The sequence below is a fragment of the Arthrobacter sp. B2060 genome, from assembly GCF_059090445.1.
Genome location: NZ_JBNHFR010000006.1, coordinates 228,234 through 249,420 on the forward strand (window position 1 = coordinate 228,234; position 21,187 = coordinate 249,420).

Annotated in this window: 19 protein-coding genes and 1 tRNA gene; 7 read left to right on the forward strand and 13 right to left on the reverse strand. The window is 65.6% G+C overall.

Translation table 11 applies throughout. From position 1 onward, the window contains the following. Positions 1-30: 30 nt before the first annotated feature. Positions 31-417: a glycine cleavage system protein GcvH gene (gene gcvH, locus AC5RUM_RS13075; RefSeq protein WP_400581401.1), complete on the reverse strand. Its 387-nt coding sequence runs from the start codon at positions 415-417 to the stop codon at positions 31-33. 161 nt (positions 418-578) lie between these two features. Between gcvH and AC5RUM_RS13080 the strand changes: the two genes are divergently transcribed. Further along, entirely contained in the window at positions 579-1,451 is an 873-nt protein-coding gene (locus tag AC5RUM_RS13080; RefSeq protein WP_494035309.1) for an Fpg/Nei family DNA glycosylase, read from the forward strand. A gap of 185 nt (positions 1,452-1,636) precedes the next feature. Here AC5RUM_RS13080 and AC5RUM_RS13085 read toward each other — a convergent pair. The 10 genes from AC5RUM_RS13085 to AC5RUM_RS13130 all read right to left on the reverse strand — a co-directional run bounded on the left by AC5RUM_RS13085 (position 1,637) and on the right by AC5RUM_RS13130 (position 11,380). Beyond that, positions 1,637-1,713 (reverse strand) — tRNA-Pro (locus tag AC5RUM_RS13085). Positions 1,714-1,852: 139 nt separating this feature from the next. After that, positions 1,853-3,403 carry a ribosome biogenesis GTPase Der gene (gene der / locus AC5RUM_RS13090; protein ID WP_400581405.1) on the reverse strand — a complete coding sequence of 517 codons (1,551 nt, stop codon included), beginning with the start codon at positions 3,401-3,403 and terminating at the stop codon, positions 1,853-1,855. Positions 3,404-3,413: 10 nt separating this feature from the next. Next, positions 3,414-4,097, reverse strand: coding sequence for a lysophospholipid acyltransferase family protein (locus tag AC5RUM_RS13095; RefSeq protein WP_494035348.1), 684 nt, complete (start codon positions 4,095-4,097; stop codon positions 3,414-3,416). A 43-nt stretch (positions 4,098-4,140) separates the two neighbouring features. Further along, a complete protein-coding gene (gene cmk / locus AC5RUM_RS13100; protein ID WP_494035310.1) occupies positions 4,141-4,854 on the reverse strand; it encodes a (d)CMP kinase in 714 nt (237 codons plus the stop codon). After that, positions 4,854-5,963 carry a prephenate dehydrogenase gene (locus AC5RUM_RS13105; protein ID WP_494035311.1) on the reverse strand — a complete coding sequence of 370 codons (1,110 nt, stop codon included), beginning with the start codon at positions 5,961-5,963 and terminating at the stop codon, positions 4,854-4,856. Before AC5RUM_RS13105 ends, cmk begins: the two co-directional genes overlap by 1 nt. Before the next feature lie 3 nt (positions 5,964-5,966). After that, the gene (locus AC5RUM_RS13110) at positions 5,967-7,181 is read right to left on the reverse strand and encodes a pseudouridine synthase (protein ID WP_494035312.1); all 1,215 of its coding nucleotides are present in this window, start codon (positions 7,179-7,181) and stop codon (positions 5,967-5,969) included. Positions 7,182-7,286: 105 nt separating this feature from the next. After that, on the reverse strand, positions 7,287-7,949 hold the full coding sequence (gene scpB, locus AC5RUM_RS13115; RefSeq protein ID WP_494035313.1) for an SMC-Scp complex subunit ScpB: 663 nt from the start codon (positions 7,947-7,949) through the stop codon (positions 7,287-7,289). Continuing rightward, on the reverse strand, positions 7,946-8,722 hold the full coding sequence (locus AC5RUM_RS13120; protein ID WP_494035349.1) for a segregation and condensation protein A: 777 nt from the start codon (positions 8,720-8,722) through the stop codon (positions 7,946-7,948). Before AC5RUM_RS13120 ends, scpB begins: the two co-directional genes overlap by 4 nt. Before the next feature lie 143 nt (positions 8,723-8,865). Next, entirely contained in the window at positions 8,866-9,765 is a 900-nt protein-coding gene (locus AC5RUM_RS13125) for a ParA family protein (RefSeq protein ID WP_400581414.1), read from the reverse strand. Positions 9,766-10,036: 271 nt separating this feature from the next. Next, a complete protein-coding gene (locus AC5RUM_RS13130; RefSeq protein ID WP_494035314.1) occupies positions 10,037-11,380 on the reverse strand; it encodes a cation:dicarboxylate symporter family transporter in 1,344 nt (447 codons plus the stop codon). Positions 11,381-11,518: 138 nt separating this feature from the next. On the opposite strand from AC5RUM_RS13130, the gene AC5RUM_RS13135 reads away from it, so the two are divergent. Together AC5RUM_RS13135 and AC5RUM_RS13140 are read left to right on the forward strand one after the other, a co-directional pair. After that, a complete protein-coding gene (locus AC5RUM_RS13135) occupies positions 11,519-13,165 on the forward strand; it encodes a sensor histidine kinase (RefSeq protein WP_494035315.1) in 1,647 nt (548 codons plus the stop codon). Then, a complete protein-coding gene (locus tag AC5RUM_RS13140) occupies positions 13,162-13,875 on the forward strand; it encodes a response regulator (RefSeq protein WP_494035316.1) in 714 nt (237 codons plus the stop codon). Before AC5RUM_RS13135 ends, AC5RUM_RS13140 begins: the two co-directional genes overlap by 4 nt. A gap of 120 nt (positions 13,876-13,995) precedes the next feature. Here the strand turns inward: AC5RUM_RS13140 and AC5RUM_RS13145 are convergent, their stop codons facing one another. Next, the gene (locus AC5RUM_RS13145) at positions 13,996-15,591 is read right to left on the reverse strand and encodes an HNH endonuclease signature motif containing protein (protein WP_494035317.1); all 1,596 of its coding nucleotides are present in this window, start codon (positions 15,589-15,591) and stop codon (positions 13,996-13,998) included. Between the two features lie 248 nt (positions 15,592-15,839). Here AC5RUM_RS13145 and AC5RUM_RS13150 point away from each other — a divergent pair, with 248 nt between their 5' ends. From AC5RUM_RS13150 to AC5RUM_RS13165, 4 genes are all read left to right on the forward strand, one after another. Continuing rightward, positions 15,840-16,484 carry a GntR family transcriptional regulator gene (locus AC5RUM_RS13150; RefSeq protein WP_494035318.1) on the forward strand — a complete coding sequence of 215 codons (645 nt, stop codon included), beginning with the start codon at positions 15,840-15,842 and terminating at the stop codon, positions 16,482-16,484. Positions 16,485-16,493: 9 nt separating this feature from the next. After that, positions 16,494-18,014, forward strand: a complete 1,521-nt coding sequence (locus AC5RUM_RS13155) for an MmgE/PrpD family protein (RefSeq protein WP_494035319.1) — start codon at positions 16,494-16,496, stop codon at positions 18,012-18,014. After that, complete coding sequence (gene prpB, locus AC5RUM_RS13160) at positions 18,015-18,920, forward strand: methylisocitrate lyase (protein WP_494035320.1); 906 nt, start codon at positions 18,015-18,017, stop codon at positions 18,918-18,920. It begins immediately after the preceding gene. 68 nt (positions 18,921-18,988) lie between these two features. Then, positions 18,989-20,140, forward strand: a complete 1,152-nt coding sequence (locus AC5RUM_RS13165; RefSeq protein ID WP_494035321.1) for a bifunctional 2-methylcitrate synthase/citrate synthase — start codon at positions 18,989-18,991, stop codon at positions 20,138-20,140. A 120-nt stretch (positions 20,141-20,260) separates the two neighbouring features. Here AC5RUM_RS13165 and AC5RUM_RS13170 read toward each other — a convergent pair whose 3' ends face one another. Continuing rightward, complete coding sequence (locus AC5RUM_RS13170; RefSeq protein ID WP_494035322.1) at positions 20,261-21,187, reverse strand: hypothetical protein; 927 nt, start codon at positions 21,185-21,187, stop codon at positions 20,261-20,263.

A 21,187-nucleotide genomic window follows, 5' to 3' on the forward strand; every position in this document is an offset into this window, starting at 1 on the left:
CCAGGCCCGGCTTAGCGCGAACAGCTAGCTTTAGCCTACCTGTTGTTCGTACTCCGATGCACTGAGCAGGGAGTCCACCGCGTCAGGTTCCGCAAGCTTGACCTCGATGAGCCAGCCCTCTCCGTAGGGATCGGAGTTGATGAGGGCTGAATCGCTGTCCAGGGCCTCGTTCCTGGCCACAATTTCACCGGTTACCGGGGCGTAAATATCGCTGACGCTCTTGGTGGACTCAACCTCGCCAATGACGTCGTTCGCCGTCACCGCCGTTCCAATTTCGGGCATCTGGGCGTACACGACGTCGCCGAGGGCGTCCTGGGCAAAGTCAGTGATCCCGATCCGGACCACACCGTCGGCGTTCGGCGCGGATACCCATTCGTGTTCCGCGGTGTAGGACAGCTCAGAGGGAATGTTGCTCATCAGGGGCCTTTCATCGGGTCAATCACCAATGTCAACGGAGGCGTAGGGAACAAGCCACCGCTGAAAGTATAGGCACATGGTTCAGGCGGGAGACGGCACCGAAACCACATCATCCGGGCTCGGGCGCTGACACGCCTGCCGCGTTGTGCCACAGTGGGGGCATGCCAGAACTACCCGAAGTGGCCGGTCTGAGTTCCTTTCTTGGCACGCACCTTGAAGGCACCGTGCTGACGAAGCTTCAGGTCCTCTCCGTGGCCGTACTCAAGACGGCCGATCCTCCCTATACGGCCCTCGAAGGCCGCACTGTCACCGGCGTCCGGCGGTTCGGCAAGTTCGTCAGCATAGACGCCGACGGACTGCACTTCGTCTTCCATCTCGCCCGCGCCGGTTGGGTGCGTTACACGGAGGCGCCCTCCACGGCTCCGCTCCGGCCCGGCAAGAGCCCCATTGCGGCGAGGCTGGCGTTCGCCGGCAGCGACGGCCTACATATCGGCATAGACCTGACCGAAGCCGGCACCAAGAAGAGCCTTGCCGTCTACGTGGTCACCGATCCTCTTGCGGTGCCGGGAATCGCGGCCCTTGGCCCCGATCCGCTGGACCCCGGGTTCAGCCTTGCGATGTTCGCCGGGATCCTGGCCGCCAACCCCCACCAGGTCAAGGGTGTGCTGCGAAGCCAGAGTGTGATTGCCGGGATAGGAAACGCGTACAGCGATGAAATCCTCCATGCGGCAAAGATCTCGCCCTACGCCATGGCCGATTCTTTGGACGAACAGAGCGTGCGTGCCCTGTACGAGGCCATTCACAGCGTTCTCGGAGCGGCCGTGCAGGAAGCAGCGGGCAAGGCGCCCGGCGACCTGAAGGATACGAAGCGGGGCGGCATGAGAGTCCATGGCCGCACCGGACTGCCGTGCCCGGTCTGCGGTGACACCGTCCGCGAAGTGTCCTTCGCTGACACTGCACTCCAGTACTGCCCCACCTGCCAGACCAAGGGCAAGGTCCTGGCTGACCGCCGGACGTCTCGGTTCCTCAAGTAGCAGCCCGGGTGATTGGGGCAGGAAAAATCTGCTGGACCGTTAGTCGGCGAGGTCGATGCTCAGACCCGCGTTCCGGGCGCCTCGCGTTGAAGGCCGCGTCTTTAGCATCAGCTGCAATCTGTTCGTTATGCAGAAAAGGCCGCCTTCGGATTTCTCCGAAGACGGCCTCTGACCTGCATCTTCTTTGGTCGGGCTGACAGGATTTGAACCTGCGACCCCTTGACCCCCAGTCAAGTGCGCTACCAAGCTGCGCTACAGCCCGTCAGTTCTGCCGTTCTCCGCTTCGATGAACTTCAGAAGAATTTCATCTAAGCAGTCCGGCCGAACCACCTCCAAAAGCTTACACGATTCCGGAGGGTGCCCGTGACATTTTCGTCCGCCACGGGTCCGGTGTGTCCTAATTAACGCTTCTTGCCACGTTTTTCCCGGACACGCATGTTGACTTCGATGGGTGTTCCTTCGAAGCCGAACGTTTCACGCAACCGCCGGGTGATGAACCGGCGGTAACCCGGGTCCAGGAAGCCGGTGGTGAAGAGGACGAACTTCGGCGGGCGGCTGGAGGCCTGCGTGCCGAAGAGGATCCTGGGCTGCTTGCCGCCGCGGACCGGGTGCGGGTGCGCGGCCACCAGCTCGCCCAGGAAGGCGTTGAGCCGGCCGGTCGGGATGCGCTTGTCCCAGTTCTCGAGCGCAAGATCCAGTGCGGGCACGAGGCGGTCCTTGTGCCAGCCGGTCTTGGCCGAGATGTTGACGCGCGGAGCCCATTCAACGTGGGCCAGGTCCTGCTCGATTTCGCGTTCTAGATACCGGCGGCGCTCGTCGTCGAGGAGGTCCCACTTGTTGAACGCGAGCACCAGGGCGCGTCCCGATTCGATGGCCAGCTGCAGGATACGGACATCCTGCTCGCTCAGCACCTCGTCCACGGCCAGGAGCACGACGGCGACCTCCGCCTTTTCGAGTGCGCTTTGCGTCCGCAGGGACGCGTAGAAGTCGGCGCCCTGCGCCATGTGCTGGCGCCGCCGGATCCCTGCGGTGTCGACGAAGCGCCAGGTGCGCCCGCCGAGCTCGATGAATTCATCCACCGGGTCGCGGGTGGTGCCGGCGGTGTTGTCCACCACCACGCGCTCCGAGCCGGCGAGCTTGTTCAGCAGGGATGACTTGCCCACATTGGGCCTGCCGATCAAGGCTACGCGGCGGGGGCCACCGGAGCGTTCGAGTCCCTCAATGGTGGAGAACTCCGGAAGCGTGTCCATGACGTGGTCCAGGAGGTCCGCAACTCCGCGGCCATGAAGGGCCGAGACGGGGTACGGCTCGCCGAAGCCGAGGCCCCACAAGGTGGCGGAGTCCGCTTCCTGCGCAAAGTCATCGACTTTGTTGGCCACCATGATGACGGGCTTCTTGCTCTTGCGCAGCATCTTCATGACGCCTTCGTCCGTGGCCGTCGCACCCACGGCGGAGTCGACAACGAACAGCACGGCGTCAGCAAGCTCCACGGCCATTTCCGCCTGTTCGGCAACCCGGGCGTGGATACCGCGCGCGTCATGCTCCCACCCACCGGTGTCCACGACAGTGAAATTGCGCCCGTTCCAGTGGGCGGAGTACATCACACGGTCGCGGGTCACGCCGGGGGTGTCCTCCACGACAGCCTCGCGGCGGCCCAGGATGCGGTTGACAAGTGTGGACTTGCCGACGTTGGGGCGTCCGATGATCGCCAGGACGGGGTCCAGCTTGACTGGGCCTTCCAGGTCCTCGTCCTCGTAGCGGCCGCTGAGGAGGGCGGCGTCTTCCTCGTCGAGTTCGTAGTCGTCCAGTCCCGCCCGGAGCGAGGCCGCGCGGAGCTCTGCCTCCTCATCGTCCAGGGCTGCGAGATGCTCAGCCACCTGGTCGGTGCCGGTGGGCGTGTATTCGTCTTCGCCGGCGCCGGAGCGGCCGGAAGTTTGAGTCGTATCGCTCATTGCACTTTCCTTAGTGGTGATCTGCCGGCGACCCGGCTACTGCGTCTGTAAGTTCGTGGGGGAAATCCGCGGAAGGCAGGGCCTGCCCGCTGAGATGAATCGTGTCTTGGACGTGGCTCGCCAGCGCGGCGCGGATTTCCTTTGCCGCCCTGTCCATTGAAGCACGCCCGGTCTCGCCGGGATTCCGGCTGATGGTGACCGCTTGGCCAAAGCTGACGTGAAGCCTCCGGCCGGGGCGGGGAACCGTGTCAAGGTGCTCGCCGCCCTGCCGCGTGCCCAGAATGGCCACCGGCACAATGGTGGCCTGCGAGTTCAGGGCGAGCCAGGCGACACCGTTGCTGATGCCCGCGGCCTTCCCGCTCCCCCGGCTGCCCTCGGGCAGGATCCCGATGCAGCGGCCGGCATCGAGCAGGGCTTTGCTGACCTGCAGCGCGGCCCGGTCGCCGGAGCGGTCCACCGGCAGCTGGCCTGAAGCCCGCAGCACGCCTCCGAGGAACCCCTTGAACATCTCCCTTTTGACCAGGATGTGCATGGGACGGGGCGAAGCCCCGAACATGACCGGGCCGTCCAGGTAGCTGATGTGGTTGCCGGCAAAAATCACCGGGCCATGGGTCGGGACGTTGGAGCGCCCCGTGACGGAGGTCCGGTAGACCACGTGGTCCAGCAGCCAGCCCACAGGCCGGCTCCATCCCATGGTCCAGCGCGCAGGAAGTCCGGGTGCGGCGTCCTTCGCGGCGTCACTCATGGTTGATCACCTTGGTGACGATCCGCAGTGCCGCGCTCACGGTTTCCTCGAAGTCCAGGTCTGACGAATCGAGGATCACCACGCCGTCGGCCGCCTGCGTGAAATTCACCACGGTCGAGTCCTTGGCGTCCCGTTGGGTCACCTGGGCGGCCAACTGCTCGGCAGTCTGCGTGCCGCCCAGCTGGATCCCGCGCCTCCGCAGCCGCGCCTCTTCGCTGGCGGTGAGCAACATGCGGACTTCCGCCCCGGGAACGACGACGGTGGTGATGTCCCTGCCTTCCACCACCATGCGGCGGTGGTGCTTGTCGATCAGTGAGCGCTGGCGGCGGATGAGCTCGGTCCGGGCCCCAAGGGTGGTGGCCACAGCGCTGACAGCCGCGGAGATTTCTGGTTCCCGAATGGCTGCCGTGACATCGGTGCCGTCCACCCGCACATACTCCTCGTGCGGCGTGGTGCTGATTTCCAGCGGCAGGTCTTCGGCAGCAAGCTCGACTGCGGAGGCGTCATTAAGGTCGGTGCCGCGGTCCAGGCAAAACCAAGTCAGCGCACGGTACATGGCGCCGGTGTCCAGGTAGGCGAGATGGAGGCGGCGGGCCACTTCCTTACTGACGCTGGACTTGCCGGATCCCGACGGTCCGTCGATGGCGACCACGAGCGGCTTGCCCAGTCGGAGCGCCGGCATCGTGTCTAGAAGTTCCTGTGTCATTACTGCAGTACCCGCCATCCACGGTCGTTGAGGGCTTCAATGAGGAGATCGTGTCGGTTGGGCAGGACGGACAGCTCCACCATGCCGACGTTCTGGCCGGACGAGTGGTCCAGCCGCAGGTCCTCGACATTGACGCCGATTTCGCCGATCTCCGTCAGCAGCCGGGCGATCTGCCCCGGCCTGTCATCCACCAGCACGGTGAGCCATGAATAGGCCTGCGGAGGCCCGCCATGCTTGCCCGGAATCCGCGCCTGTCCGGCATTGCCTTCGCTCATCAGCTGGGCGAGGTCCAGCCGGGCACCCGGTGCTGCCGGGTCTTCCAGCGTGCCGATCAGCCTGTTGAGGTCTTCCCTGACACCGTAAAGAATCTCCACGACTTTCCCGGCATTGGCTCCGAGGATCTGCACCCAGAGCGTCGGGTCGCTGGCGGCGATCCGGGTGACGTCACGCAACCCGTTGCCGGCCAGGGACAGTGCATGCAGGGGTGTGCCCTGCAGACGGCTGGCCAGCAGCGAGGACATCACCTGGGGCAGGTGGGAGACCAAGGCCACGGCTTCGTCGTGTTCCTCGGCAGTGAACTGCGACACGAGGGCGCCCAGATCCGTCGCCATGGCCCTTGCGGTCTGCAGGGCCGCGGCCGAGGTTTCCTCCGACGGGCAGACCACCCAGGGCATGGACGTGAAGAGCTCGCCGCGGGCAGCAACGGGCCCGGACTTCTCCCGCCCGGCCATGGGGTGGGTGCCAACGTACCGGGACAGGTCCACGCCGCGGCGGCGCAGCTCGTTCTGGATGTCTGCCTTGACACTGGCAATGTCCACGACGGTGGCGTCCGGGTAGTCGGACAGCGCACGTTCGACGACGTCAGCCGTCACGTCCGGCGGGGAAGCCACGACAACGAGTTCCGGCTGCTCCCCTTCCATCGCCGCCAAGGGCAGGCCGGCGCCGATATCCACGGCAACGGCCTGGTTGGTTGGCGATGGATCGGAGAGGTACACGGCCAAGCCGCGGCCGCGGAGACCAAGGCCGATGCTCGTACCGAGCAGGCCGGTGCCGATAACAACGACCGGTCCGCTCAAGTGCCCGCGGCCGTGATTACGAAATGCCGACATGCCTTAGAGTCCTACGGATGCCAGCAGGTGGCCGACTTCCTGCCTGCCGAGGTTGCGGATGCTTCCCTGGCGCTGGTCGCCCAGACCTATGGGGCCGACCTTGACACGCACGAGGCGCAGCACGGGGAACCCGACGGCGTCGAACATCCGGCGAACGATGCGGTTCTTGCCGGAGTGCAGCACAACTTCGATCAACACGTGGCCCGGAGTGGAGTCCACGAGGCGGAAGGAGTCCACGGAGGCGATGCCGTCTTCGAGTTCAACGCCGGCCTTCAGCTGCGCGCCAATACCCTGCGGGAAGGGACCCCGGACCTGGACCAGGTACGTCTTGGGTACCTCGTAGGAAGGGTGCGTCAGGCGGTTGGCCAGTTCGCCGTCGTTCGTCAGCAGCAGGAGCCCCTCGGTGGCGACGTCAAGCCGGCCCACGTGGAAGAGGCGTTCACCCTGGTTGTTGCGGATGAAGTCGCTGATGCAGGGGCGGCCGTCGGGGTCCTCCATGGTGGACACAACGCCCTTGGGCTTGTTGAAGACCATGTAGACCATGGTTTCGTCCAGCTGGATGCGGAGGCCGTCCACGTGGATGACGGCGGTCTTGGGATCAACGCGGACGCCGAGCTCGGTGACGACCTTGCCGTCGACTTCCACGCGGCCTTCGGCGATCATCTCCTCACACACGCGGCGAGACGCGACGCCTGCGGAGGCCATGACCTTCTGCAGGCGGACGCCGTCGGCATCGTGGACTTCCGACTGGGGAACGTCACCACGGGGGCCGCGCTTCCGGGAAGGCTTACGGACCGGACCGAGATTCTGGCCGAAGCGTTCGCTGCCGAAGGCGCGTGACGCGGCGGTCTTGGGTGCGCCTGCGCGGGGCTTGGGCTTGAGGGCACCAGGCGTTCCGGGTGCCTTGCCTGCACCGGGCTTGCGGGCTCCGGCTTTGCGGGCCGACGGCTTGGCGCCGGCCTTCCAGTCCGCGGAAGACCTGCCGGCGGGCGACTCGTCGGGATCGACGAAACGCTCCTCGCGCGGCTTCGGGGCCTTGTGGGGACGGTCGCCGAACGGGCGGTCGCCTCCCTTGGAAAAATCGCGCTGGCCCGCTCCGAAGCCGGCGCCGCGCTGGCCTCCACGGCCGCTTTGCGCTGCGCCGCGCGCTGAATCGCGTTCCGGACCTTTACGCCCCGAACTGTTACGTGGTGAACCCTGGCGTCCCGCCTGTGTCATGACCCGTCCTTCGTTATGGTGACCGGCACCGGTTGTCCAAAGACAACACTAGCCAGCCGTGCAGATTAAATCTGCTCTGGTAAATACTGTTCTGCAGGCAGCTGCCTACATTCTTCCGGCGTCGTAAAACTCATCGATTCCATCCAGCCCCGGAAGGTGCTGTGAAATCTGAGGCAGCTCAGCCACCGAGCCGATTCCCATGCGTTCAAGGAAATACGACGTCGTGCGGTACAGGATTGCCCCCGATTCCGGATCTGTTCCGGAATCCTCGATCAGTCCCCGCTGGATCAGCGTCCGCACGACCGAGTCGACATTGACCCCTCGAATTGCAGACACCCTGGCCCTGGAAACGGGCTGCCGATACGCGATGACGGCAAGCGTTTCAAGTGCTGCCTGCGTCAGCCTGGCTGTCTGGCCTTCCAGGACGAAGGCGCCGACGATGTCAGCGAACTCAGCCCGGGAGTAGATGCGCCAGCCTCCGGCAACATTCCGCAATTCAAAACCCCGGGGGCTGGAAGTGAAGCCAGCGTCACTGGCGATTTCCATATCCGGGGCTTTAACAGTATAGCCGTCATACTCGCGCTGCAGGTCCAGCAGCAGCTGCTCCACCATTTCCACGGTCAGGTTCAGCCCTGCGGCCAGGTCCGTAGCCGACGTCGGTTCGTCCAGCACCATCAGCACGGCCTCCAGGGCCGCCCGCGCTCCGCCCGGAAGCCCGGAGACGTCGGTGCCGTCGCCGGGCGTCGGTTCCTGTTGGGACTTACTCACGGCTGATCCTCGTATTCTTCGCTCAATTGATCGCTGGTCCATTCGCCGGATGCCGTCCACCGCACTGTCAGGTCACCGAGGGGCGCCACCTGGTCGAACGCCACGACCTGGTCGCGGAAGAGCTCCAGCAATGCCAGAAAACGCGCAACCACCACCAGGGTGGATTCGGCGTCGGCAATCAGCGACCGGAATGACAGCGGCCTGCCTTCCCGCAAGCGGAGCCCGATAAGCTCCGCCTGTTCCCGAACGCTGACCGGGCTCCCGTGCAGGTGGGCGAGCCCGACTTCGGTGGGTTTCGGGGCCTTGGGCTTCAGGGCAGCTTCCGCCAGTGACGCGAACTGCTGCGGAGTGTGCTTCCAGACGAGTTCAGGCAGCATGGCGGCGAAGTGTTCCTCGAGGGCCACCTGCCGCGGATACCGCCTGGATTCAAGTTCCAGCGTCGCATCCATGAGGGCGGCCACCTGCTTGAACGCCTTGTACTGCAGCAGCCTGGCAAAAAGCAGGTCCCGGGCCTCCAGCAGCGCGATGTCGTCCTCATCCTCGACCTCACCCGCCGGAAGCAGCCGGGCAGCCTTGAGGTCCAGGAGGGTGGCGGCGATGACGAGGAATTCGCTGGCTTCGTCCAGGGCCCACTCCTCCCCCAGCGACTGCAGGTTCCGGATGTACTTGATGAACTCATCGGTCACGGTGGCGAGTGCCACCTCGGTGATATCCATCTGGTGCTTGGCGATCAGCCCCAGCAGCAGGTCAAAGGGGCCAGTGAAGTTCGCCAGCCTGACTTCGAAACCCGGCTTCTTCGCGCCGGGATCGCCGGCGACAGGCGCAGCGTTCCCATTAGGTGCGGCCCCGCCGTCGTCCGTGCCCGCCGGCTGGCCGCGTTCCGCGAGCGGAGTTGCCGACTCAGCCACGGCCCAGGCTACGGCGCGCCGCCGCGCGAAATGAGCTCCTTGGCAAGGCGGCGGTAGGCGTCGGCGCCGATGTGGTTGCCGGCATAGCTGGTGATCGGTTCAGCGGCGACAGTGGCATCGGCGAACTTGATGGAGCGCTTGATGACGGTCTCAAAGACTTTGTCCCCGAAGGCCTCCACGAGGCGGGTGATGACTTCGCGACTGTGCAGGGTCCGGGCGTCGTACATTGTGGCCAGGACCCCGTCCACCTGTAGCCGGGGGTTGAGGCGGTCCTGGACCTTGTCAATGGTTTCGACCAGGAGGGCCACGGCCCGCAGCGCGAAGAACTCGCAGATCAGCGGGATGATCACGCCATGGGCGGCCGTGAGCGCATTCACTGTGAGTAGGCCCAGCGAGGGCTGGCAGTCGATCAGGACGATGTCATAGTCATCCTCGATGTTCTTCAGCGCGCGGTCGAGGACCTGTTCGCGCGCCACCTCATTGACGAGCTGGACCTCTGCGGCGGACAGGTCGATATTCGCCGGCAGCAGGTCAACATTCTCAACGCCGGTGGTGTGGATCGCCTCGCGAATGTCCACCTTGCGGTCCATGAGGACGTTGTACACGGTAAGGTCCAGTTCGTGCGGGTTGACGCCCAGCCCCGCGGACAGTGCCCCCTGGGGGTCAAAGTCCACCAGCAGCACGCGGCGGCCGTACTCCGCCAGCGCGGCCGCAAGGTTGATGGTTGACGTGGTTTTTCCCACGCCGCCCTTCTGGTTGACCATTGCAATCACGCGGGCCGGTCCATGGGAGGACAGCGGCGCGGGCTCCGGAAATTCGCGGTAGGGACGGCCTGTGGGACCCATCACGGCGTCTTCCAGGTCGAGTTCCGTGCCTTCCAGAGTTGCTGAACCCTGTTCGCTGCTCACGTATCTATCCACACTTTCGATGACGGTGATTTTTCTCTGCCGCTGAGTGCCGGGGCCGCTGGAGGTCTGGCGCCCATGCTTCTTCCACCCAAGGCTACAGCGCCCGACACGGCATTTCGTGGAACTTGACTTTTGATGGCGTTTGAGCCTTGACCTTTTACTTGAGGTCGAAGGTTAGCCTCCCGCCCATGCAGAACGCCCGCACAGGCTGGCCTGTGCGGGCGTTGCCGGCGCCGGAGCGCCGTTGGGCTATGAGCCGGGGTTGTGAAGCCTAGGCGTTGGCCGGGACGGGCTGCTGCGCCGGGGTCTCCTGGACACCGTGGTGGGTGGCAATCATGGTCTGCTCGTCGAAGGGCTCCTCGCCGGACAGGACGCGGCCGACCTGCTCGTTGTCGATCTCCTTGACCCAGGTGCCGATCAGGACCGTGGCCACCGCGTTGCCGGTGAAGTTGGTCAGCGCGCGGGCCTCGGACATGAAGCGGTCGATGCCGACGATCATGCCGACGCCGCCCAGCAGTTCGGGCTTGTGGGCCTGCAGGCCGGCGGCCAGCGTGGCCAGGCCTGCACCGGTGACACCGGCAGCGCCCTTGGAAGCGATGATCATGAAGATCAGCAGGGAGACCTGGGCACCGAGGTCCAGCGGGGTCCCCATGGCGTTGGCCACGAACAGGGAGGCCATCGTCAGGTAGATGGCGGTGCCGTCAAGGTTGAAGGAGTAACCGGTGGGAACGGTGACGCCGACGACCGGCTTGGAGACACCCAGGTGCTCGAGCTTGGCGATCAGGCGGGGCAGCGCGGCTTCGGAAGATGAGGTGGAGAAGATGAGGAGGTATTCGCGTGCCAGGTACTTCATCAGCTTGAAGATGTTCACGCCTGCCACCGCCTGCAGGAGTCCGCCGAGGATGACCACGATGAACAGTGCACAGGTGATGTAGAAGGCGGCCATCAGGGTGAACATGCTCACGATCGCCTGGAAGCCCGTGGCACCGACAACCGCGGCGATGGCGCCGAAGGCACCGACCGGAGCCAGCCACATGATCATGATGAGGATGCGGAACACCACAGCCTGGCCGTGGCCGATGGCCTTGAGGACGGGGGCGCCCTGCGCGCCCATCTTCTGCAGCGCGAAACCGACGAGGATGGCGGCGAAGAGCGTGGGCAGGACCGGAATGTCGCCCGGAATGATACCCAGGAGGAACGAAACGGTGCTGTCTACTTCGGCCTTCTTATTGGGGTCATACGGCGCCAGCTTCAGGCCATCACCCGGGTGGATCAGGTTGCCGACCACGAGGCCGATGCCCAGGGCGAACGTCGACATCAGCACGAAGTAGCCCAGTGCCATACCGCCGACCTTGCCGACCGTTGCGGCCTTGGCGATGGAACCGATGCCCAGGACGATCGTGCAGAAGATGATCGGGGCGATCATCATCTTGATGAGCTTGATGAACCCGTCGCCGAGCGGCTTCAGTGATTTGCCGACCTCAGGGAACAGAAGGCCGACCAGTGCGCCCAAGATGACTGCGGCGATGACGGCAATGTAAAGGTAGTGGGATTTGTCCAGCCCTTTGCGCGCGGCCTTGGCCGGCGCAGCCGACTCTCCTCGTTGAGAAGCCATGATTTGTCTCCTTATGGATAATCTGGAGGACGCTTCGCACAGTCTCTGAGCTCTTCGCGTCGGTCCTTTGTGATTTCCATCATTCGGCATGAAGTGACTTGGCTCACCGTTGCGTTCATATTGGTCATAGGAGGTGTCGTGATCCACCGTTGGAGCATTGCCACGCGGCTTTTCGTGGCGAACCTGCTGTTCGTGCTGGCACTCACCGGAGTGGTGGGGACGGCCGCCTTCATCGACGCCCGCGAACGCACGTATGACGAAGCCGGTCGCCGGATGGCGGCCTTGGCTGTTTCTGTTGCCGACAACCCGCTGGTGCTGCAGGCCGCGGCATCCCCTGACCCTTCTGCCCGGCTCCAGCCATACGCGCTTCAGGTGATGCAGGACGCCGGCGCCGATTTCATCACCATCATGGCGCCGGACAGGACACGATGGACGCATCCCCGGAGCGAGGAGCTTGGCCAGCCGTACATCGGCTCAATCTCCGATGCCCTTGAAGGGCGCGTGTTCACGGAGATCACAGCCGGGACACTTGGTCCCTCGGTACGAACCATCGCCCCGGTCAAGGACGCCCGCGGCTCGGTAAAGGCGCTGGTGGCCGCCGGCGTCACGGTCAGAACCATCGACGTCGCGGTGGCCGGCAGGATCCCGGCACTGCTCGCTATCTCGGGCGCCCTCCTCGCAGCCGGCTCAGTGGCCTCCTGGCTGCTCGGAGGCTACCTGCGGCGGGTAACCCGCGGCTGGGGACCGGAACAGCTCGCCCAGCTCTTTGCCTACTACGAATCCGTGCTCCACTCGGTCCGCGAAGGTGTCATCCTGATCGACCCCAAGGGACGCGTGGTGATGTACAACGACCAGGCCGCCGAGCTGCTGGGACTCGAGCCGCGGGACTCAGGCGACCATCCGTCAGACGCTCCGTTCCTGGCCGACCTGCCGCTGACGCCGAGCCTGAAGGATCTGTTTGAATCGGGCCGCACTGCCCACGATGAAATCCACCTGACGGCCTCCGGCGTCCTGGTGGTGAACCAGGGCCCTGCCGTGGGCCCAGGCACCCGCACGGGCCGGGCCGCCGCCGTGTTCGGAACCGTTGCCACGATCCGGGACCGCACCGAAATCGAATCGCTGGGCAGTGAGCTCGAGACAATGCGGACGCTCTCGGGCGCACTCCGCGCCCAAACCCACGAGCACGCCAACCGGCTCCACACCATGGTTTCGCTGCTGGAGCTCGGCCGGACAGGGGAAGCGCTCGAGTTTGCCACCAAGGATCTTGAGCTGAGCCAGCAGCTGACGGACGACATCATGGACTCCGTGCAGGAACCCGTGCTCAGCGCACTCATCATGGGCAAGGCCGCCGAGGCCCATGAACGCGGGGTGGAGCTTGCCGTGGAGGCGTCCCGGACAACCGGCGTCTCGGGCCTGGCCGTCCAGGACCTCGTCACCATTCTTGGCAATCTGCTGGACAACGCCATCGATGCTGCCTCCGATGCCCCGGCCCCGCGGCGTGTGGAGTTGACGGTAGAGTCAGACGGCGGCGGACTGGACATCACGGTTCAGGATTCCGGGAAGGGCATTGAACCGGATGCCATCGACGATGTCTTCCGGTACGGCTTCAGTACCAAGGAGGCCGGACCCTTCGGCCGCGGCCTCGGGCTGGCGCTCGTAAAGCAGGCGGTCCAGCGCCTGGCCGGTACGATGACCATCACCAATTCTGGCCGAACGGGCGGCGCACGTTTCCACATCGCGCTTCCCGCGCCACAACCGCACAGTCTCCTGGAGGAGCAAGCGTGACAGACATTCGCGTCCTCGTCGTCGAGGACGAGCCGATTGCTTCGGCGGCGCATGCCGCCTACGTGGGAAGGCTGGACGGCTTCACGCTGGCCGGCGCCGCCCCGGATGGCCAGTCCGCGCTACGGATGCTTACGGAATTCGCGGCCGCCGGCAGCCCCGTTGAGCTGGTCCTCCTGGACATGAACCTGCCCGACCTGCACGGCCTGGACATCGCCCGCCGCATGCGTTCCTCCGGCCACTTTGCCGACATCATTGCTATCACGGCGGTCAGGGAGCTCGCGATCGTCCGCAACGCTGTCTCCATCGGAGTGGTGCAGTACCTCATCAAGCCGTTCACGTTTGCGACCTTCGCGGACAAGCTGGAGAGCTACCGGCAGTTCCGCGAGCAGTTGGCAGCGCCCGTAGCGGGGTCCACCAAGGTGGGCGCTTCCCAGAGCGACGTCGACCAGGCGTTTGCGAGTCTCAGGGCCCCTTCCGAGCTGCCCCTCCCCAAAGGCCTGGCACCCTCCACCCTTGAGGCCGTCCGCGACTTCATCAGGCAGCAGCCGGGGGCCGTCTCCGCCACCGAAGTCATGACGGCGCTGGGCATGTCCCGCGTTACGGCCCGGCGCTACCTGGAGTACCTTGCCGACGCCGGCACGGTCTCCCGCACGGCCCGGTACGGCGCGCCGGGGCGCCCGGAAAACGAATACCGCTGGTCCCGCGCCTGACGAGGAGAAGTCTAGAGCTGGGGGCAGTAACGGCTCGATCCGGAACCCGCTGACCGTCAGGCAGGACAGCTGTTCGTGACAGCCCCAAGCACCCCAGCGAGCAGCCATTGGCGAGACGCTTCAGGCGGCTGTGTATTGTGCCCAGTCGGGAAAGGGATCCGCGGGCAGAGGTGGGTCGAGGCTGGCTGGGTTGTCTGGCTCGGGGTTGCCTGGCTCGAGGTTGCCGGGCTCGGTGTTGCCTGGTCCGGGCTTGTCCGAGTCGGTGGTGTGGGGCCAGTGTGGTGGTTCCCAGTCCTGTTCTTCGCTGGGATAGGTCCGTCCCGTGGGTGAGATCCAGCCGGGCGGACTGTTCCGGGTCGCCGCAACCGGCCGCCAGGGCGTGGTGTGTTTCAGGCGGTGATGCTTCCGGCACGGCTGGCCAAGGTTGCTGATACCGGTCCCGCCGCCCGCGGGCCAGGCCAGCAGATGATCCGCCTCGTTATCCAGGGACTGGTTGCTGCAGCCAGGAAACGGGCACCGTCCGTCCCGCAGCCGCAGCCATTGCCGCATCGGCTTCGGCACCCGGTAACTGCTCCGGCCGATCTCCAGCGGCGCCCCGTCGCGCGGATCGATCAGCACCCGCAAAAACGACCCGGCCCCGTTCGCGACAAGCCTGCGGGCCATGGACGCCGGGATCGGCCCGTACCCGTCCAGCACCGCCGGTTCCTCACCTGCCCCCAGCAGCGAGAACACCGGCACCGTGACCAGGACCTGCGCCGCCGGCGACGGGATACCCTCCGCCACACCGCCCAGCAGCCAGGACGCGGCGACGTCCGCGCGCAGCTGTGCCAGGGTCCGTGATTCCCCAGGACCCTGCAGGGCGCGCCCGGCCTCGGTGGCCCGAGCCCAGATGCCCGCCGCGGTGGCCGCGGGCAAGTACACCGACAGCCATGCCATGCCGTCCCGGTCCGGAACGAACTCCACCCGCCGGTCCCGGACACTCCTGCGGTGGCGTGCCTCGATGCCCACCGGGTGGTGCCGCTCCCGCCAGGCGCGTGCCCTGGCCCGGAATCTGCCCGGCACCAACTCCCCGGCCAGGCAACCCCGCGCACGACCGGGCACGGGGTTGCCCGAAAGATCAGGATCCAGGAGGCCCATGCCTAGGGTGCCCGGCCCCAGGGAGCCAGGATCCAGGAAATGGGCTTCCAGGGCCGCCACGGCGGCAGGCTCCAGCCCGGAGGTTTCATCACACAGCACCCTGGCATGCTGCCAGGAAATGCTCCCTGACTGCAGCGCGGCCAGCGTCAACGGCAGCCCGGTGGTCAGGGCGCGGGCCTCGGACAGCAGCGCACCGGCACTGCGCTCGCCCACCGTCAGCACACACGCAACCTCAGCGGTCACCGCCATCTCCTGGGCCGTGCGCTCCTGCGGGGAACCGGCCGGCACCGCCAGCGTCTCGGCAGCAGCGGCGTACCCGGCCGCGAACTGAACCTTCAACGCCGCCAGCCGCGCTTCCAACCTGCCCACCTCCGCCAGACCATCCAGACACACCCCCGCCCGGTCCCGCACAGGATCAGCGCCCGCAAACGCGTCAGCACCGGCAAACGGGTCAGCACAGGCAATCGGATCAGCACCGGTCGAGGCCACGGTGCCGGCGCCGCGACCTACAACAACAGCCAACGCAGCGACCGAGGCCTCGATGCCCTCCAACGTCTCCACCACTGCCCCGCCATCCATACCCACAGCATGACAGCAGGCAGCGACAATAACGCCGCCATGGACCCCACCGGCATAGACAACGCGCAGTCCTCCCGGACCAATGGAGGATCACCTGTGGGCCTGGGCGTAGCAACATGTGTCCTTGAACCCTGGGCACGGCATTTGTATACATTTCTTTCGTCGGAAAGGAAAAACTGGCGTTAAGCTGGGCAGATCCGTCATTTGTGTATACACTCGAGGCCAACGACCAAGGAAGGGAGGGCGGCATGCGCGCCAGCGACAGGGCCTACGCGGCACTGCGCGATGACATCATCGAATGGCGGCTCCTCCCCGGAACCGTCCTCGCCGAAGTCGAGCAGTCGGAACGCCTTGGCGTCTCGCGCACCCCGCTTCGGGAAGCGCTGAGCCGCCTGACGGCGGAAGGGCTGACAACGACGGCGGGCGGTCGCGGCGTCGTCGTCACCGATATCTCCCTGGACGACATCGATGAACTCTTCGAACTCCGCGAAACCCTCGAAGGCAAGGCGGCTGCCCTGGCCGCCGTGCGGGGCGACGCCGCGGTTTTCCTCAAGCTGCAGGAAGAGCTGCTTGCAGCTCCTGCCCTGATCAGCGGCACGGATCCCGCCCGCCACGACTACTACGAGCTCGTGGGCCGGCTGGACGAAGCCATCGACGCTGCCATCTCCAATTCCTACCTGGCGCAGGCCATGCGCAGCCTGCGCGTGCACCTGGTGCGCGTCCGGAGGCTTGCCGCCGACGACGCCGCCCGCCTCACCGCAGCCGCCACCGAACACGCCGCCATTGCCGAGGCAATAGCCGCCCGAAACCCGCGCCTGGCCGAAGCGGCCACCACCGTGCACCTGCACCGCAGTCTTTCCCACGTCAAAGCCACCCACACATCGCATTCATAAGGAGCCCCCATGGTTAAGGAACACCACGTCCGCGTCTACAAAAGCGAGGAAAACCTGCCGCGCGAGGACCAGCTCGCCCACAAGATCGCCGTGGTGGCAGCCGACCCTGTCGGCGTGACCGACGATGTCACGGAGATGGTGATCAACAGGATCATCGACAACGCCTCGGTGGCCGTCGCATCCCTGAACCGTGCCCCGATCGTGGCGGCCCGGGCGCAGGCCCTCACCCACGGTCCCTCCGCCAACGGAAAGGGGTCGAAGGTCTTCGGCATCGGCGAGCGGGTGTCGCCGGAATGGGCGGCCTGGGCCAACGGCGTGGCTGTACGCGAACTGGACTACCATGACACCTTCCTCGCGGCGGACTACTCCCACCCGGGGGACAACATCCCGCCGATCCTGGCCGTGGCCCAGCATGTCGGCTCCAGCGGCGCGGACCTGGTCCGCGGCATCGCCACCGGTTACGAGATCCAGGTGAACCTGGTCAAGGCCATCTGCCTGCACAAGCACAAGATCGACCACGTGGCCCACCTCGGCCCCTCCGCCGCCGCGGGAATCGGAACCCTGCTGGGGCTCGACGTCGAAACGATCTTCCAGTCCGTGGGGCAGGCGCTGCACACCACCACCGCCACACGCCAGTCCCGCAAGGGCGAAATCTCCACCTGGAAGGCCCACGCCCCCGCGTTCGCCGGCAAGATGGCCGTGGAAGCCGTGGACCGTTCAATGCGCGGGCAGACCTCCCCGGTGCCGATCTATGAAGGCGAAGACGGCGTGATCGCCTGGATGCTGGACGGCCCGGACGCCTCGTACATGGTCCCGCTGCCGACGCCCGGAGAGGCCAAGCGCGCCATCCTGGACACCTACACCAAGGAGCACTCCGCCGAATACCAGGCCCAGGCCTGGATCGACCTGGCCCGAAAGCTGCACAAGGAACACCCCGAGGCCACCGACCCGGCCAACGTGCAGTCCGTGCTGATCAAGACCAGCCACCACACCCACTACGTGATCGGATCCGGCGCGAACGATCCGCAGAAGTACAGCCCCACCGCGTCCCGGGAAACCCTGGACCACTCCATCCCGTACATCTTCACCGTCGCGCTGCAGGACGGCGCCTGGCACCACGTGGACTCCTACGCCCCCGAACGCGCCGCCCGGCCCGACACCGTTGACCTGTGGCAGAAGGTGTCAACCGAGGAAGACCCCGAATGGACCCGCCGCTACCACTCCCTGGACATCAACGAAAAGGCCTTCGGCGGCTCCGTGGAAATCACCCTGACCGACGGCACCGTCATCAGGGACGAGATCGCCGTCGCCGACGCCCATCCGCTCGGCGCCCGGCCGTTCGCCCGGGAACAGTACGTCAACAAGTTCCGCACGCTGGCCGCCGGCCTGGTGGAAGACGCCGAAATCGAACGGTTCCTCGCCGCCGTCGAACGCCTCCCGGAACTGGCGGCAGGTGAACTGGACCAGCTGAACATCACCGCCGCACCCGGCGTCATCGACTTCGCCGCGGCACCCAAGGGGCTGTTCTAGGTGCTGTACTCCAAGACCACGCCCGAACAGAAACGCGTTAAGCTGCGTGAACTGCTCGCGTCCGGCACCATCGCCCAGTTTCCCGGCGCCTTCAACCCGCTCTCGGCACGGCTGATCGAGGAGAAGGGTTTCGCCGGCGTCTACATCTCCGGCGCCGTCCTGGCCAACGACCTCGGGCTGCCGGACATCGGCCTGACCACCCTCACCGAGGTGGCCACCCGCGCCGGCCAGATCGCCCGGATGACCGACCTGCCCTCCATCGTGGACGCCGATACCGGGTTCGGTGAGCCCATGAACGTGGCCCGCAGCGTGCAGGAACTGGAAAACGCCGGTCTCGCCGGCTGCCACATCGAGGACCAGTTCAACCCGAAACGCTGCGGCCACCTGGACGGCAAGAATGTGGTGGACCTGGACACGGCCACCAAGCGGATCAGGGCTGCCGCCGATGCCCGGCGTGACGCGAACTTCCTCATCATGGCCCGCACGGACATCCGGGCGGTTGAGGGCCTCGAAGCGGCGCAGGAGCGGGCGAAGGCCCTGGTTGAGGCCGGGGCCGACGCCATCTTCCCGGAAGCCATGGCCACGTTGGAAGAGTTCCAGGCCATCCGGGATGCGGTGGAGGTGCCGATTCTGGCCAACATGACGGAGTTCGGCAAAAGTGCGCTCTTCACCGTGGACCAGCTGCAGGGAGTGGGCGTGAACATGGTGATTTATCCGGTCACCCTGCTCCGTAGTGCCATGGGCGCTGCTGAGCGTACTCTGGACTCAATCAGGGCTGACGGAACGCAGGAGGCACAGGTAGGGAGCATGCTCACCCGTGCGCGGCTGTATGACCTCGTGGACTACGAGGCCTACAACCGGTTTGATACCGGCGTCTTTAATTTCCGGATCCCCGGAACTGACTGACGCGCAATCCATACCGAACCGCCGGCCGGGGGGCCGGTCAACTGAGGCAAGGAACGAAGGAGCTCAGCATGGCTGAAGAAGAGATCAAAAAAGGCCTCGCCGGCGTCGTGGTGGATTACACCGCCGTCTCCAAGGTCAACTCCGACACGAACTCATTGCTGTACCGGGGCTACCCGGTCCAGGAACTCGCGGCACGGTGCAGCTTCGAGGAAGTCGCCTACCTGCTCTGGAACGGAGAACTTCCCACTACGGAGGAACTGGCAGCCTTTACGGCGCGGGAGCGCGCCGGCCGTCCGCTGGATCCTGTGGTGAAGCAGGTGATCGACGTCCTGCCGGTCACAGCCCACCCCATGGATGTCTGCAGGACCGCAGCCTCGGTCATGGGCGCGCGCCACGAACTCGCGGAGGATTCCTCCCGAGAAGCCAACATGACAAAGGCAATCGACCTGTTCGCGGCCATGCCCGCCGTCGTGGCATACGACCAGCGCCGCCGGCGCGCGGCGGGACGCCCCATCGAACCCGTGGAGCCCCGCGATGACCTCGGCTACTCCGCCAACTTCCTGTGGATGACGTTCGGCGAGGAGTCCGTACCGGAGGTTGTGGAGGCCTTCAACGTCTCGATGATCCTCTACGCCGAGCATTCATTCAACGCCTCCACCTTCGCCGGCAGGGTCATCACGTCCACGCTGTCCGATCTGCATTCGGCGGTGACCGGTGCCATCGGCGCACTCAAGGGTCCGCTGCACGGCGGCGCCAACGAGGCCGTCATGCACACCTTCGACGAGATCGGAATCCGGCCGGAGGAATCCCTGGAGGATGCAGCAGCCCGGGCCAAGGCCTGGATGGAACATGCGCTGGCCAACAAGAAGAAGGTGATGGGCTTCGGGCACCGCGTGTACAAGCACGGCGACTCCCGGGTGCCCACCATGAAGGCAGCCCTGGACAAGATGATCGCCCACTACGGCCGGCCAGAGCTGCTGGGCCTGTACAACGGGCTCGAGGCGGCCATGGATGAGGCCAAGGGGATCAAGCCGAACCTCGACTACCCTGCCGGACCCACCTACCACCTCATGGGTTTCGACACCCAGATGTTCACTCCGCTGTTCGTCGCCAGCCGCATCACCGGCTGGACGGCCCACATCATGGAACAGCTCGAATCGAACTCGCTGATCCGTCCGCTGAGCACCTACAACGGCGCCGAGGAACGGCACGTTCCATAGGAATTGCTCCCGGGAGGACGTTCGACGGCGGGCCGGTCACCTTCGCCAGGTGGCCGGCCCGCCGTCGTCGGAAGCCGTCGTCGGAAGCCGTCGTTGCAAGCCGTCGCCAGAAAGGGAGCGCTAGTTGAGTGGGCGCAACTCGAGTGAAACAAGCATCCGCTTTATGTCCTGATACTCCTGCGTCTTCATGTAGGCCGTGGCCGCAGCAACCGAGTCAAAGGTGAGCGCCGCTTCCCGGCCACTGGCCTCAAGCCACAATGCGTCTCCGAAATGCACGAACGGAACACCGTCCGGGGCCAGGATGGTGTTGTCCAGCCCGCAGGTTTCTGTGCCGGGAGCGAGGACGATGTCACTCAACGCCATGGAGCCGTAGACCTTGTCGGACTCGATGACCCTGAACATGAACGCTGAGGGGCCTCGGGGGAACTCCTGGAGTTTCGAGGCCTTCTGCGGAATGTCCAGGACGACGGAGTCGAGAGTGTGGAAGGGCTTGGGTTCCTGGCAAACGGGCCCTCCTGCCCCGTCGTAGACCAACCGTAGAGTTGCCATCGTTTTGCCGGCGGAATTCTTCACCTGGACAACGTTGAAGGCGCCCGCGTCGCTCGTCTGTGGGGATTCGGTTATAGTCCAGCCGATGGGGTGGTCAAAGGTTGCCTGGCCCGTTCCGTCGGTGAAGGATTTCCAGGCGGGGGCAGGCGGCCGCACCACCGCTGGTGTGGTGGTGGACGGCGCGGGCGCAGGGCTCGTTGCTGTCGGCGTCGGCGTCCCTGACGTGGTGGCGGCCGGTAAAGTGGCCGAGGTCAGCGGACCGAGGTTAATGGCCACGAGAACGCCCGCGGCGACAGCCGCCGCGAGCGTCAGCACGCCGGCCAAACGGGCGCGCCGCAACCTGCGATCCGGGAAGGGCACTACGCCGGCAGGAATGCTGTCGCTGAAAGCGGTCTGCTCGGACAGGATCCGGCGGAGTGCCGCTTCCCCGTCCACGGCACCGGACGGATCATCCCTGAGCGGGTCCGTTGCGGAAATCATCTTCTTGATCGGATCCAT